This is a genomic window from Streptomyces sp. NPDC003016, from assembly GCF_053591455.1.
This window is the reverse complement of record NZ_JBSFTV010000075.1, coordinates 1-16680: the sequence shown is the minus strand read 5'-3', so window position 1 is coordinate 16680 and position 16680 is coordinate 1. Positions and strand designations below refer to the sequence as shown.

The window sequence follows — 16680 nt, the reverse complement described above, 5'->3', positions numbered from 1 at the left end:
GTTCGCAGCAAGGATGTGCATCGTACACACCGCATGCATCAAGCATATTATGTGGATGATGCATGTATGTGAACGGACTCCTCGCCGGAACCACCGCGCTGAGCACCGGCCAGCCCTGGGCCGACCTCGTCCGGGGCGTGGCCGACGTCGAGGGCAGGACGGTGTTCGTCTTCCCCGGCCAGGGCTCTCAGTGGGTGGGCATGGGAGCCCAACTGCTGGTCGAATCAACGGTCTTCGCCGAGCGGATCGCCGAATGCGCCACGGCACTCGGCGCGTTCGTGGACTGGTCCCTGGAGGATGTGCTGCGCGGCGCCGACGGAGCGCCGTCCCTGGAGCGCGTCGACGTCGTACAGCCCGCGTCCTTCGCCGTCATGGTCTCCCTCGCCGCCCTGTGGCGCGCCCACGGGGTGGAGCCCGACGCGGTCGTCGGCCACTCGCAGGGCGAGATCGCCGCGGCCGTCGTCTCCGGCGCGCTCTCCCTGGAGGACGGCGCCCGGGTGGTCGCCCTGCGCAGCCGCGCGATCGGCCGCACCCTGGCCGGCCACGGCGGGATGATGTCGATACCGCTCCCCGTCGACGAGGTGGAGAGCCGGCTGACGGACTGGCAGGGCCGGGTGTCGGTCGCCGCCGTCAACGGACCGCGCTCGGTCGTCGTCTCCGGCGAACCCGGCACGCTCGACGAACTCTCGGCGCTGCTGACGGCCGAGGACATCCGGGTGCGCCGCGTCGCGGTGGACTACGCCTCGCACTCCGCGCAGGTCGAGAACCTCCACGACGAACTCCTCGACGTCCTCGCACCGGTCGCCCCGCGCACCAGCGACGTCCCGTTCTTCTCCACGGTGACCGGCGACTGGCTGGACACCGAGACGATGGACGCGGCCTACTGGTACACGAACCTGCGGCAGACCGTGCGGTTCGCCGAAGCGATCGGCAACCTGCTCGCCGGCGGACACCGCGCGTTCATCGAGGTCAGCTCGCACCCCGTACTGACCATGTCGGTACAGGACATGACCGAGGCGTACGGCGAGCCGGCCGTCGCCACCGGCACGCTGCGCCGCGGACGCGACGGACTCGCGCGCTTCCTGCTCTCCGCCGCCGAGATCCACGTGCGCGGCGTCGACGTCGACTGGGCCGCGCTCTTCACAGGCACCGACGCCCGGCGCGTCGATCTGCCCACCTACGCCTTCCAGCACGAACGCTTCTGGAACATCCCCGCCGTGAGCGACCGGGCCGATACGACGGCCGACCCCACCGAAGCCCGGTTCTGGGCGGCCGTCGAGGGGGAGGACGTCAGCGCCCTGGCCTCGACCCTGCGGACGGACGAGGACGCGGTGGCCGCCGTGCTGCCCGCCCTGTCCTCCTGGCGCAAGTCGCGCAACGAATCCTCCAAGACCGACTCCTGGCGCTACCGGGTGACCTGGTCGCCGCTGGCCAAGGTCCCCCAGCGGTCACTGACGGGCACCTGGCTCGTGGTGTCCGCCGGCGGCACCGACGACAGCGAAACCACCGGCCTGCTGACCGCGGCGGGCGCCGAAGTGACCCGGCTGGTCCTCGACGACGCGCACACCGACCGCGCGGTCCTCGCGGAGCTGCTGTCCTCCGCCGGCGAGTTCACCGGCATCGTCTCCACACTCGCCGCCGCCGAGGAGCGCGGCGGGCGCCACCCCGGCCTCACCCTCGGCCTCGCCCTGACCGTCTCGCTCGTCCAGGCCCTCGGCGACGCCGGCGTGACCGCGCCCCTGTGGTTCCTCACCCGGGGCGCCGTGTCCACCGGCCGGTCGGACGCCCTGACCCACCCGGTGCAGGCCCAGATCGCCGGCGTCGGCTGGACCACGGCGCTGGAGCACCCGCACCGCTGGGGCGGCGTCATCGACCTGCCGCCGGCACTGGACCGGCGGGCGGCCGGACACGTGGTCTCCGCCCTCGCGGGCGCGCTCGGCGACGAGGACCAGCTCGCCGTCCGTCCCTCCGGGGTCTTCACCCGCCGCATCGTCCGCGCCAAGTCCGGCGGACAGGGCCCCTCCCGCACGTGGACCCCACGCGGTACGACCCTGGTCACCGGCGGCTCCGGCACCCTCGCCCCCGACCTCGCCCGCTGGCTCGCCGGCCGGGGCGCCGGCCATGTGGTGCTCGCCAGCCGCCGGGGCGCGGACGCCCCCGGCGCGGCCGAACTGGTCGCGGAACTGACCGCTTCGGGCACCGAGGCCGAGGCCGTCGCCTGCGACGTGACCGACCGTGACGCCGTCGCCGCGCTCCTCGCGGACCTCAAGGCCGAGGGCCGCACCGTACGCACGGTCATCCACACCGCGGCCGTCATCGAGCTGTACACCCTGGCCGAGACCACGACGGAGTCGTTCTCCGACGTCGTGCACGCCAAGGTCACCGGCGCCCAGCACCTCGACGAACTCCTCGACCACGACGAGCTCGACGACTTCGTCCTGTACTCGTCCACCGCCGGCATGTGGGGCAGCGGCCACCACGCCGCCTACGTGGCGGGCAACGCCTACCTCTCGGCGCTCGCGGTCAACCGCCGCGCCCGCGGTCTGCGCACCACCTCGGTGCACTGGGGCAAGTGGCCCGACGACATCGAACGCGAGCTGGCCGACCCGCACCACATCCGCCGCAGCGGCCTGGCCCACCTGGACCCGCAGCAGGCGCTCAGCGCCCTGGGCAGGGTCCTCGACGACGACGAGACCGTCATCGGGCTCACCGACATCGACTGGGACACGTACTACCCCGTCTTCACCACCGGCCGCCCCACGCGCCTGTTCGACGAGGTGCCCGAGGTCGCCCGCCAGCTGGCCCCGGCCCCGCAGCAGGCCGCCGGCCTGCCCGCGGCGAGCGAACTCGCCGCGCGGCTGCGCGACCTGACGGACGCCGAACAGGAACGCCTGCTGCTCACCCTCGTGCGCACCGAGGCGGCCGCCGTCCTGGGCCACGCCTCCGCGGAGTCCTTCCCCGAGCGGCGCGCCTTCCGCGACATCGGCTTCGACTCGGTCACCGCCGTCGACCTGCGCAACCGCATCGTCGCGGCCACCGGACTCACCCTGCCCTCGACCCTGGTCTTCGACTTCCCCAACCCCGTCGCACTCGCCGGGTTCCTCAAGGGCGCGGCCCTGGGCAGCGGCCCCGAACCCGCCTCGGCGGCCCGCACCACGTCCGCGGGGGCCGACGACGACCCGATCGCCATCATCGGCATGAGCTGCCGCTACCCCGGCGGCGCGAACACCCCGGAGGAGCTGATCCGCCTCGCCCTGGACGGCGCGGACGTGATCTCCGAATTCCCCGCCGACCGGAACTGGGACGCCCAAGGGCTCTACGACCCCGACCCCGACCGGCAGGGCCGGACGTACTCCACCCAGGGCGGATTCCTGCACGACGCCGCGGACTTCGACCCCGCGTTCTTCGGCATCTCGCCGCGTGAGGCCGTGTCGATGGACCCGCAGCAGCGCCTGCTGCTGGAGACCTCCTGGGAGGCCTTCGAGCGGGCCGGGATCGACCTGGACTCGCTGCGGGGCACCACCGCGGGCACCTTCATCGGCGCCAGCCACCAGGACTACGCGACAACCGCGCACAACGGCGCCGAGGGCTCCGAGGTGCACATGGTCACCGGCACGGCGGCCAGTGTGCTGTCCGGCCGCGTGTCGTACCTGTACGGGTTCGAGGGCCCGGCCGTCACCGTCGACACCGCCTGCTCGTCCTCGCTGGTCGCCATGCACCTGGCCTGCCAGTCGCTGCGCAGCGGCGAGAGCACCCTCGCGCTGGCGGGCGGCGCGGCCGTGATGGGCACCCCGCACGCCTTCGTGGGCTTCAGCAGGCAGCGGGCGCTCGCGCTCGACGGCCGCTGCAAGCCGTTCTCCGACGCCGCCGACGGCATGACCCTGGCGGAGGGCGTCGGTCTGGTCCTGCTGGAGCGCCTGTCGGACGCCCGGCGCAACGGCCACCGCGTCCTCGCGGTGATCCGCGGCTCGGCGATCAACCAGGACGGCGCGTCCAACGGACTCACCGCCCCCAACGGCCCCGCCCAGCAGCAGGTCATCCGCCAGGCCCTCGCCAACGCGGCGATCACCGGCGCGGACGTGGACACGGTGGAGGCGCACGGCACGGGCACCAGGCTCGGCGACCCCATCGAGGCGCAGGCCGTGCTCGCCACGTACGGCCAGGGCCGCGACCCCGAGCGCCCGCTGTGGCTCGGCTCGCTCAAGTCCAACATCGGTCACACCCAGGCCGCCGCCGGAGTCGCCGGCGTCATCAAGATGGTCATGGCCATGCACGAGGGCGTCCTGCCCGGAACCCTGCACACCGGCACCCCCTCCACGCACGTCGACTGGACGTCCGGCGCGGTGGAACTGCTGACCGGGCAGACCCCGTGGCCGGACACCGACCGGCCCAGGCGCGCCGGAGTGTCGTCCTTCGGGATCAGCGGCACCAACGCCCACCTGATCCTGGAGCAGGCGCCCCCCGCCGAAACCGGGACGGCGGACGCCGACGCCGCGCAGGACCCCGCCGACGAGCAGGTCGTGCCGTGGCCGGTCTCCGCCAAGTCCGAGGCGGCGCTGCGCGACCAGGCGGCCCGGCTGCTCGCCCTCGCCGACGCCGACCCCGGCCTGTCGCCCGCACGAGTGGGCTGGTCGCTGGCGGCCACCCGCGCGTCCTTCGACCACCGCGCGGTCGTCATCGGCCGCACCCGCGACGACTTCCTGCGCTCCCTCGAAGCACTGGCCACGGGACGCGCCGCGGCAGGCGTCGTACAGGGCGCCGTCGGCGAGGGCGCCAGGGGACCGGTGTTCGTCTTCCCCGGCCAGGGCTCCCAGTGGTGGGGGATGGGCCGCGAACTGCTCGCCCACTCCGAGGTGTTCCGCACCGCCGTGGACGAGTGCGCCGACGCGCTCGCCCCGTACATCGACTGGTCCCTGCGCGAGGTACTGGCCGGCGAAGGAGACCCGGCGCTGCTCGAACGGGTGGACGTCGTCCAGCCCGCGCTGTTCTCCATGATGGTGGCGCTGAGCGCGCTCTGGCGCTCGTACGGAGTCGAGCCGTCGGCCGTCGTCGGCCACTCGCAGGGCGAGATCGCCGCCGCGTACGTGGCCGGCGCGCTGACCCTGGCGGACGCCGCCGCGGTCGTGGCCCTGCGCAGCCAGGCGCTGCCCCGCCTCTCCGGGCTCGGCGGCATGATGTCGGTGGCCGCGCCGGTCGAGCGGGTGAGCGCCCTGCTGGAGCCCTGGGGCGAGCTGCTGTCCGTGGCGGCCGTCAACGGGCCCTCGTCGGTCATCGTCTCCGGCGACGCCGGGGCGCTGGACGAACTGCTCGCCGCCTGCGGACAGCAGGGCGTCCGCGCCCGCAAGGTGTCCGTGGACTACGCCTCGCACAGCGCCCACGTCGAAGCCGTGCGCGACGACCTCTCACGCGTCCTGGCCCCGGTCGTCCCCGCGAGCCCGCGCGTTCCGTTCTACTCGACGGTCACCGGCGCCCGGCTGACGGACGCCGCCTTCGACGGCGCGTACTGGTACACCAACCTGCGCACGACCGTACGGATGGAGGAGGCCACCCGCGCGCTCCTTGCGGACGGACACCGCGTCTTCATCGAGATGAGCCCGCACCCGGTGCTGGCCGCCCCGATCCAGGAGACCCAGGAGACGGTGGAGGAGGCCGTCGCCGACTCCGCCGTGGTGCTGGGCACCCTGCGCCGCGACGAGGGCGACCTCCGGCGCTTCCTGGCCTCCCTCGCCGAGGCCCACGCGCACGGCACCGCCGTGGACTGGCGCACGGCGTTCCCGGCCGGCGCCGCCGTCCCCGTCGACCTGCCGACCTACGCCTTCCAGCACCGCACGTACTGGCCCGAGCCCGCGGCGGCCCCGGCCGGCGCCGCGGCCCCCGGTGACGGCGACGCCACGGACAGCGCCTTCTGGGACCTCGTCGAGAGCGAAGACCTGGAGTCCCTGGCCGACGAACTCGGTGTCGCCGAGGGCGGGGCCCGCTCCTCGCTCGGCGACGTACTGCCCACCCTGTCGGCGTGGCGCGCCAAGTCGCGGGAGCGCTCGGCCGTCAACGCCTGGCGCTACCGGGTCGACTGGACCCGGCTGAACGAGCCCGGCACCACCGCACCCGCGGGCCGCTGGCTCGCCGTGGTACCGGCGGACCGGGCCGACGGCGCCTGGATCACCGCCGTACTGGCCCTGCTCGGCCCGGACACGGTCCGGCTGGAGGCGGAGGGCAGCGACGGCGCAGGCCGCACCGCCTGGGCCAAGCGCCTCAAGGAACTGACCGCCGACGGAACGGAGTTCACCGGCGTACTGTCCCTGCTTGCGCCCGTCGAGGAGCGCCACCCGAACCACACGTCCGTACCCGCGGGACTGGCCCTGACGCTCACCCTCGTCCAGGCCCTGGGCGACGCGGGACTGCGCGCCCCCCTGTGGTGCGCCACCCGCGGTGCGGTGTCCGTGGGCAGGGACGACCGTCTCACCCGGCCCGTGCAAGGCGCCCTGTGGGGCCTGGGCCGGGTGATCGCGCTGGAGCACCCGGACCGCTGGGGCGGTCTCGTCGACCTCCCGGAGACCCTGGACGCGCGATCCGGAGCCCGGCTGACCGCCGTACTGGCGGGCCTGGACGGGGAGGACCAGATCGCGGTCCGCCCGACCGGGATCTACGGCCGCCGCCTCACCCACGCGACGCCCACCGCGGACAGCCCCGAGCGCCGCTGGCAGGGCCGGGGCACCGCCCTGATCACCGGCGGCACCGGCGGGATCGGCGGCCGGGTCGCCCGCTGGATGATCGAGCGCGGCGCCGGACACGTGGTGCTGACCAGCCGCCGCGGCGAGGACGCGCCCGGCGCGGCCGCGCTCCGCGCCGAACTGGAGGGCCTCGGCGCCCGTGTCACCATCGCCGCCTGCGACGCCGCCGACCGCGACGCGCTGACCGGCGTACTGGCCGCGATCCCCGCCGAGTTCCCCCTCGCCTCGGTCTTCCACGCCGCCGGCGTCGCCGACGGCGACGCCTCCGTGGAATCGCTGACCCTGGAACAGCTGGACGCCCTGATGCGGTCCAAGCTCACCGCCGCCCTGCACCTGCACGAACTGACCCGCGACCTCGACCTGGACGCGTTCGTGCTGTTCTCGTCGGGCGCGGCCACCTGGGGCAGTGGCGGCCAGCCCGGCTACGCGGCGGCCAACGCGTTCCTCGACGCCCTGGCCGAGCACCGCAGGGCCGAGGGCCTGACCGCCTCCTCCGTCGCCTGGGGCACCTGGGCCGAGGTCGGCATGGCCACGGCCGACGAGGTCCACGAGCGGCTGCGGCGCCAGGGCGTCATGCCGATGGGGCCGCCGCTGGCCATCGCCGCGCTCCAGCGGATGCTGGAGGACGACGACACGGCGCTCACCGTGACGCTGATGGACTGGGAACGCTTCACTCCCAGCTTCACCGCGACCCGGCCCAGCCCGCTGCTCGCCGGCATCCCCGAGGCCGGCCGGGCCCTGTCGGCGGGCGAGGAAGCACCCGCCGACGACGGCTCCGCCACCCCGCCCCTCAGGAAGCGGCTCGACGCCCTGCCCACCGCCGAACGCGAACGGGCCCTGCTGGAGGCGGTACGCGCCGAAGCGTCCGCGACCCTGGGTCACGACGCGACCGACGCCATCCCCGCCACCCGCGCGTTCCGCGACGTCGGCTTCGACTCGGTGACGGCCGTCGAGCTGCGCAACCGGCTGCGGGCGGCCCTGGGCCTGCCGCTGCCGGCGGCCCTGGCCTTCGACCACCCCACCCCGGCCGCCCTCGCCCGGCACATCGGCTCCCTGCTCTTCGGCGCCGCCCCCGGGCACACCGCCGACGACCGGGCCGACGATCCCGACGCCGAGATCCGCCACGTGCTCGCCTCCGTTCCCATCAGCAGACTCCGAAAAGCAGGACTTCTGGACATGGTGCTCAAACTCGCCACCGCCGACGCCGCCGAGGCGACCACCGGGCCTCTCGACGGCGAGGACCCGATCGAGGACCTCGACGACATGGACGCCGAAAGCCTGCTGCGGCTCGTCACCGACATGTAGCGGCCCCCCGGTGACGTCCGCCCGGCCGCGCCGGACGGACGTCACCGGCTGTGCGGCATCTGCAAACCGAAAGAGACCTGGAGAGTTCGATGAGCACGTCCCCCAACAAGTACGTCGAGGCCCTGCGGTCGTCGCTGAAGGAGATCGAACGGCTCCGTCAGCAGAACCAGCAGCTGGTGGCGGCCGCCGAGGAGCCCATCGCCGTCGTCGGGATCGGCTGCCGCTACCCCGGCGGTGTGACCTCCCCCGAGGACCTGTGGGACCTGGTCACCGAGGGCCGCGACGTCATGGGGGACTTCCCCGCCGACCGGGGCTGGGACCTGGAGCGCCTCGCCGGGGACGGCCCCGGCCACAGCCTCGCCCGCGAGGGCGCCTTCCTCTACGACATGGCGGACTTCGACCCCGGGTTCTTCGGGATCTCACCCCGTGAGGCCGTCGCCATGGACCCCCAGCAACGACTGCTGCTGGAGGTCGCCTGGGAGGCCCTGGAGCGCGCCGGCATCGACCCGCTGACCCTGCGCGGCAGCCGGGCCGGCGTGTTCGTCGGCACCGCCGGGCAGGACTACGCCGCGGTCATCAACGCCTCCAGCGAGGACGCGGAGCAGTTCTCGACCACCGGGCACGCCGCGAGCGTCATCTCGGGACGGCTCTCCTACACCCTCGGGGCCGAGGGCCCCGCCGTCACCGTCGACACCGCCTGCTCCTCCTCCCTGGTCGCCCTGCACTGGGCGGCGCAGTCCCTGCGCAACGGCGAATGCAGCATGGCCCTGGCGGGCGGCGCCTCCGTGATGGCGACGCCCGGCCCCTTCGTCTCCTTCACCGCCCAGAGCGGAATGGCCGCCGACGGCCGCTGCAAGTCCTTCTCCCAGGACGCCGACGGCACCGGCTGGGGCGAGGGCGCGGCCGTCCTCGTACTGGAGCGGCTCTCCGACGCCCAGCGCGCCGGGCACCCCGTGCTGGCCGTGCTGCGCGGCAGCGCGATCAACCAGGACGGCGCCTCCAACGGCCTGTCCGCACCCCACGGCCCCTCGCAGCGCCGCGTCATCCGCGCCGCCCTGGAGAACGCCCGGCTGACACCCGCCGACGTCGACCTCGTCGAGGCGCACGGCACGGGCACCACGCTGGGTGACCCCATCGAGGCCCAGGCGCTGCTGGCCACCTACGGACAGGACCGCGAGCACCCCCTGCGGCTGGGATCGGTCAAGTCGAACATCGGCCACACGATGGCCGCCTCCGGCGCCGCCGGTGTCATCAAGATGATCATGGCGTTGCGGCACGGTCTGATGCCGCGCAGTCTGCACGCGGGCGAACCCTCCCACGACGTGGACTGGACGACCGGCTCGGTCGAACTCCTCGACCAGCCCGTCCAGTGGCCCGAGACGGGCCGCGCCCGGCGCGCCGCCGTCTCCTCGTTCGGCGTCAGCGGCACCAACGCCCACGTCATCCTCGAACAGGCTCCCGCCCTCCCCGAGACCGCCCCCGCCGACGACACCGCCACCCCCGCCGTCATCCCCTGGGTCCTCTCGGGCCGGTCCGCCGCCGCCCTGGCCGAGCAACGCACCCGGCTGCTCTCCTTCATCGAGCGCAACCCCGGAGTACGGCCCGCCGACATCGGTCACTCCCTCGCCGCCGGCCGCTCCGCCTTCGAGTACCGCTCCGTCCTGCTGCCCGGCGCCCCCGAGCCCACGCAGATCGCCGAGGGCGTGGCCGACGAGGGCCTGCTCGCCGTCCTGTTCTCCGGCCAGGGCTCCCAGCGCCTGGGCATGGGACGTGAACTCCACGCCAGATTCCCGGTGTTCGCCCAGGCCTTCGACGCTGCAGCCGACGCACTCGACCCCCACCTCGACCGCCCGCTGCGCGACATCGTCTGGGGAACCGACCCCGGACCGCTCGACGAGACCGGCTGGACCCAGCCCGCGCTCTTCGCCGTCGAGGTCGCCCTGTACCGCCTCGTCACCTCCCTCGGCCTCACGCCCGACTTCGTCGGAGGCCACTCCATCGGCGAGATAGCCGCCGCCCACGTGGCGGGCGTCTTCTCCCTGGAGGACGCCTGCCGCCTCGTCGCCGCCCGCGCCTCACTGATGGCCGCCCTGCCCGCCGGCGGCGTCATGACCGCCGTCCGTGCCACCGAGGACGAGATCACCCCGCTGCTCACCGAGCGGGTCTCCGTCGCCGCCGTCAACGGACCCACCTCCGTGGTGATCTCCGGCGACGAGAGCGCCGTACAGGACATCGCCGCGCACTTCGAGGCGCAGGGCCGCAAGACGACGCGCCTGCGCGTCTCGCACGCCTTCCACTCACCGCTCATGGACCCGATGCTCGACGAGTTCCGCGCCGTCGCGCAGAGCCTGGCCTACGCCGAGCCCCGCATCCCCGTCGTGTCGAACGTGACCGGCCGGACCGCCGACGTCGAGGAACTGTGCTCCGCCGCCTACTGGGTACGGCACGTGCGCGAAGCCGTACGGTTCGCCGACGGCGTCCACACCCTCACCGAACGCGGCGTCACCACCCTGCTGGAGCTGGGCCCCGACGGAGTGCTCTCCGCCATGGCCCAGGACTCGCTGACCGAGCAGGCGCAGATCGTGCCGCTGCTGCGCAAGGACCGCCCGGAGGAACTCGCGGCGGTCACCGCCCTCGCACGGGTGCACGTACGCGGCACCACCGTCCGCTGGTCCGGCCTCTACGAAGGCTCCGGCGCCCAGCGCGTCGACCTGCCCACCTACCCGTTCCAGCGCCGCCGCTTCTGGCCCGCCGCCGCCCTCGACGCCTCCGGCGACATGCGCGCCGCCGGCCTGGGCTCCGCCGGACACCCCCTGCTCGGCGCCGCCGTCGAACTCGCCGACGGCGAGGGCGCGCTGTTCACCAGCAGGCTGTCCCTGCGGACCCACCCCTGGCTCGCCGACCACGGCGTACGCGGCCGCGCCCTGCTGCCCGGCACCGCCTTCGTCGAACTGGCCATCCGCGCCGGCGACGAGGTCGACTGCGACCGCGTCGAGGAACTCGCCCTCGCCGCGCCCCTGGCCCTCCCCGAACACGGCGCCGTCCAGCTCCAGGTACGCGTGGGCGCGGCCGACGCCGCCGGACGCCGCCCGCTCGGCATCTACTCCCGCGCCGAGGACGGCTTCGACCTCCCGTGGTCCCAGCACGCCAGCGGATTCGTCGCACCCGGCGCGCCGGCCCCCGACCCCGGCTTCGACGCCACCGTGTGGCCGCCCCCCGGCGCCGACCCCGTCGACCTCGACGGCTGCTACGACCGGCTCGCCGCACTCGGCTTCGACTACGGCCCCTCCTTCCGCGGACTGCGCGCCGCCTGGCGGCTCGGCGACGAGGTGTACGCCGACGTCACGCTCCCCGAGGACTCCGGCACCGACGCGAGCGCCTTCGGCCTGCACCCGGCCCTGCTCGACGCCGCCCAGCACGCGGCTGCCTTCACCGACCTCGGCGCCATCAGCCGCGGCGGCCTGCCGTTCGCGTGGGAGGGCGTGTCACTGACCGCCTCCGGCGCCACGGCGGTACGCGCCCGCCTGGCCCCCGCGGGCGACGACACCGTCTCCATCGCGATCTACGACACCGCGGGCGGCCCCGTCCTGTCCGTGGACTCCCTCGTCTCCCGCACGGTCCCCACCGCCGACCTCGACGACACCGGCCCCGTCCACCGCGACTCACTGTTCCGCGTGGACTGGACCGAGACGAAGAACCCGGCCACCGCCACACCCGACACGGTCGCCGTGATCGGCCCCGACCCCCTCGGCCTGGCCGTCCACCTGCGCACCGCGGGACTCCCGGTGACGGCCCACCCCGGCCTGGACGAACTCGCCGCCTCGGACCAGCCCGTCCCCCCCATGGTCCTCATCGCCGCGAACGGCGAACCCGGCACCACGGACGACGGCGTCGTGACGGCCACCCACACCCTGGGCGCCACCGTCCTCGGACACCTCCACCACTGGCTCGACGAGGACCGCTTCGCCGACGCCCGCCTGATCTTCGTCACCCGGGGCGCGCACACCGGCGACGACCTCGCAGCCGCCTCGGTCCACGGCCTCGTACGAACCGCCAGGACCGAGAACCCGGGACGCCTCGGCCTCCTGGACATCGACCCCGGCACGGCCTCACTCCCCCTGGAGGCCGTGCCGGCCCTCCTGCGCTCCGCACTCGCGGCCGCGGCGGAGGAGCCCGACCTCGCGGTACGCGGCACACAGCTCCTCGCCGCCCGCCTGACCCGCGTCCAGGCCCCCACCGGGCGGCCCGCCTGGGACACCGACGGCACCGTCCTCATCACCGGCGGCACCGGCGGCCTCGGCGGCGTACTCGCCCGCCACCTGGTCACCGAGCACGGCGTACGCCACCTGCTGCTCGCCAGCCGCCGCGGCCTCGCCGCCGAAGGCACCGACGAACTCCGGGCCGAACTCACCGCACAGGGCGCCCGGGTGACCGTCGCACCCTGCGACGTCACCGACCGGACCGCACTCGCGGACCTGCTCGCGACCGTCCCCGCCGACCACCCGCTCACCGCCGTCGTACACACCGCCGGAGTCGTCGACGACGGCGTGATCGGCTCGCTCACCCCGCAGCGGCTCGACGGTGTGCTGCGCCCGAAGGCCGACGCCGCATGGCACCTCCACGAACTGACGCGGGACCTCGACCTGGCCGCGTTCGTCCTCTTCTCCTCCGTCGCGGCCACCCTCGGCAGCCCCGGACAGGCCAACTACGCGGCAGGCAACGCCTTCCTGGACGCGCTCGCCACCCACCGGCAGAAGCACGGACTGCCGGGCCACTCCCTCGCCTGGGGCCCCTGGACCCAGAGCGTCGGCATGACCGGCACACTCACCGACATCGACGTCGAGCGCATCGCGCGCTCCGGCATGCCGCCCCTGACCGTCCCCCAGGGCCTGGCGCTGTTCGACGCCGCCCTCGGCACGGACGTCGCGGCCCTCGCACCCGTACGCCTCGACCTGCCCGTCCTGCGCGCCCAGGGCGACATCCCGCCCCTGCTGCGCGGTCTCATCCGCTCCCCGGGCCGCCGCGCCGCCGCCCAGATCTCCCAGACCGCCGGCGGCCTCGCCGAGCGCCTCGCCGGACTGAACGCCGCCGAACGCCGCGACGTCCTCCTCGACCTGGTCCGCGGCCAGATCGCCCGGGTACTGGGACACGCCGACGCGACGGACGTCGAGGCGTCCCGCCAGTTCCAGGACCTCGGCTTCGACTCCCTGACCGCCGTCGAACTGCGCAACGGCCTCAACACCGTGACCGGCCTGCGGCTCCCCGCGACCATGGTCTTCGACTACCCGACCCCGAGTGCCCTCGCCGACCACATGCGCGACGAACTGCTCGGCGCCGCGGAAGAGGCACCGGCGGCGCCGACCGCCGTCGCCCTGCCCCCGGGTGGCGACGACCCGATCGCGATCGTCGGCATGGCCTGCCGCTACCCGGGCGGAGTGACCTCGCCCGAGGACCTCTGGCGACTCGTCACGGAGGGCGGCGACGCCATCTCCGGCTTCCCCACCAACCGAGGCTGGGACCTCGACGGCCTCTACGACCCGGACCCCGACCACCCCGGCCGGACCCACGTCCGCGAAGGCGGATTCCTGCACACGGCGGGCGACTTCGACCCGGCGTTCTTCGGGATGTCACCCCGTGAGGCGATGGCGACGGACTCGCAGCAGCGGCTGCTGCTGGAGACGTCGTGGGAGGCGATCGAGCGGGCCGGGATCGACCCGGCCACGCTCAAGGGCAGCGCCACCGGTGTGTTCGCCGGTGTCATGTACAACGACTACGGGCCGCTGCTCACGGGTGAGGAGTACGAAGCCTTCCGGGGCAACGGCAGCGCACCGAGCGTGGCCTCCGGCCGGGTGTCGTACACCCTGGGCCTGGAGGGCCCGGCGGTGACGGTGGACACGGCGTGCTCCTCCTCCCTGGTCGGCATGCACCTCGCCGCCCAGGCCCTGCGCAGTGGTGAGTGCTCACTGGCCCTGGCCGGCGGTGTCACCGTCATGTCCACCCCGAGCACCTTCGTCGAGTTCTCCCGCGCACGCGGCCTGGCCCCCGACGGCCGGTCCAAGGCGTTCTCCGAGTCGGCCGACGGCGTCGCCTGGTCGGAAGGCGTCGGCATGATCGTGCTGGAACGCCTCTCCGACGCACGGCGCAACGGTCACCAGGTGCTGGCCCTGCTGCGGGGCAGTGCGGTCAACCAGGACGGTGCGTCCAACGGTCTGACGGCGCCCAACGGCCCGTCGCAGCAGCGGGTGATCCGTCAGGCGCTGGCCAGTGGCGGGCTGTCGGCCGAGGACGTGGACGTGGTCGAGGCGCACGGCACCGGCACCACGCTCGGTGACCCGATCGAGGCGCAGGCTCTGATCGCGACGTACGGGCGCGACCGTGACCCGGAGCGTCCGCTGCTGCTGGGTTCGGTGAAGTCGAACATCGGTCACACCCAGGCGGCGGCCGGTGTGGCGGGCGTGATCAAGATGGTGATGGCGATGCGCCACGGTGTGCTGCCGCAGACCCTGCACGTGACCGAGCCGTCGTCCCATGTGGACTGGTCGGCGGGCGCGGTGGAGCTGCTGACCGAGCCCACGCCGTGGCCGGAGGCCGGTCGCGTCCGGCGCGCGGGTGTGTCGTCGTTCGGGATCAGCGGTACGAACGCGCACGTCATCCTGGAGCAGTCGCCGAACGTCATCCGCGGGTCCGTGGTCGCCGAGGGTGCGCCCACGGTGCACGAGGCGGGCATGGTGCCGTGGGTCCTGTCCGGCAGGACGTCGGAGGCGCTGGCGGCCCAGGCGGCGCGGTTGCTGTCGGTGGTGGACGGGGAGACGGCTGCCCGCCCGGTGGACATCGGATACTCGCTGGTGGCGAGCCGGTCGCTGTTCGACCACCGTGCGGTGGTCGTGGCAGGTGACTCCGCCGACACCGTGCGCGCACTGACGGCCCTGGCGTCCGGTGTCCCGGATCCTTCCGTGGTGTCGGGTGCGGTGGTCGGTGGCCGTTCGGCGGTGTTGTTCTCGGGTCAGGGTTCGCAGCGGTTGGGGATGGGCCGGGAGTTGTACGGCCGGTTCCCGGTGTTCGCGGAGGCGCTGGACTCGGTACTCGCTTTGCTGGACGGTGAGTTGGGCCGTTCGTTGTGTGAGGTGATGTGGGGCGGGGATGCGGAGCTGCTGAACGAGACGGGCTTCACCCAGCCGGCGTTGTTCGCCGTCGAGGTGGCGTTGTTCCGTCTGGTGGAGTCGTGGGAGATCAAGCCCGACTTCGTGGCGGGTCATTCGATCGGTGAGATCGCGGCGGCGCATGTGGCGGGGGTGTTTTCGCTGGAAGACGCCTGTTCGTTGGTGGTGGCGCGGGCGCGGTTGATGCAGGCGCTGCCGGCCGGCGGCGCCATGATCGCGGTGCAGGCGACGGAGGACGAGGTCCTGCCGCTGCTGGCCGAGCGGGAGGGCCAGGTTTCGATCGCGGCGGTCAACGGCCCGTCGTCGGTGGTGATCTCCGGAGACGAGCAGGCGGCTCTGGAGGTCGCCGCGCAACTTGTGGAGCTGGGCCGTAGGACGACGCTTCTGCGCGTGTCGCACGCGTTCCATTCGCCGTTGATGGATCCGATGCTGGAGGAGTTCCGGGCGGTCGCGGAGGGTCTGTCGTACGCCGAGCCGGTCATCCCGGTGGTGTCGAACCTGACCGGTGGTATGGCGTCGGCCGAGGAGCTGTGCTCGGCCGGGTACTGGGTGCGCCACGTCCGCGAGGCCGTGCGCTTCGCCGACGGCGTCCGCACCCTCGGTGAGCAGGGCGTGATGACGTTCCTGGAGCTGGGCCCGGACGGGGTGCTCTCCGCCATGGCGCAGGAGTCCGTGTCCGAGGGAGCCGTGACCGTACCGGTCCTCCGCAAGAACCGCGCAGAGGAGCCCGCGGCCCTCGCGGCCCTTGCTCAGCTGCACACCCGGGGCGTTCCCGTGGACTGGCTCGCCGTGTTCGCCGGAACGGATGCGTCGCGGGTCGACCTGCCCACGTACCCCTTCCAGCACCAGTGGATCTGGCCGGCCGGTTCGCAGGCCGACGCCGCCGGTGACGTACGCGCCGCCGGACTGGGAGCGGCCGGGCACCCCTTGCTCGGTGCGACCGTCGAACTCGCGGAGGGCCAGGGCGCGTTGGTGACGGGACGGCTGTCCGTCCAGTCGCACCCCTGGCTCGCCGATCACGCGGTCATGGGCCGGGTCCTGATGCCGGGCACCGCGCTGCTGGAGCTGGCGTTCCGCGCCGGTGACGAGGTCGGCTGCGACCGGGTCGAGGAGCTCACGCTCGCGGCCCCGCTGGTGCTGCCGGAGGACGGCGCGGTCCAGGTGCAGGTGCGCGTCGGGGCCGCGGACGACACGGACCGGCATCCGGTCACCGTGCACTCCCGGCTCGACGGCGCCGACGAGCAGCCGTGGACGCAGCATGCCTCGGGTGTGCTGACGGTCGGTGGTCAGGTGTCCGTTGATGACTTCGATGCGACGGTGTGGCCGCCTGCGGGCGCGGAGGCGCTGGACGTCGAGGGTTGCTATGAGCGGTTCGCGGAGCTGGGCTTTGCTTATGGTCCGGTGTTCCAGGGTCTGCGGGCAGCGTGGGTCCGGGACGGTGAGGTCTTCGCCGAGGTGAGTCTGCCGGAGAGTGCGCAGGGGGA

The 16680-nt window shown here is 73.8% G+C and carries 2 protein-coding genes; both read left to right on the top strand.

Annotation, left to right across the window (positions count from 1 at the left end; all coding sequences use genetic code 11):
- Positions 1-68: 68 nt before the first annotated feature.
- Positions 69-8036: a type I polyketide synthase gene (locus ACWDZ4_RS34340; RefSeq protein ID WP_451512314.1), complete on the top strand. Its 7968-nt coding sequence runs from the start codon at positions 69-71 to the stop codon at positions 8034-8036.
- 89 nt (positions 8037-8125) lie between these two features.
- Positions 8126-16680, top strand: an 8555-nt coding sequence (locus ACWDZ4_RS34335; RefSeq protein ID WP_451512313.1) for a type I polyketide synthase, incomplete at its 3' end; no start/stop codon positions are given.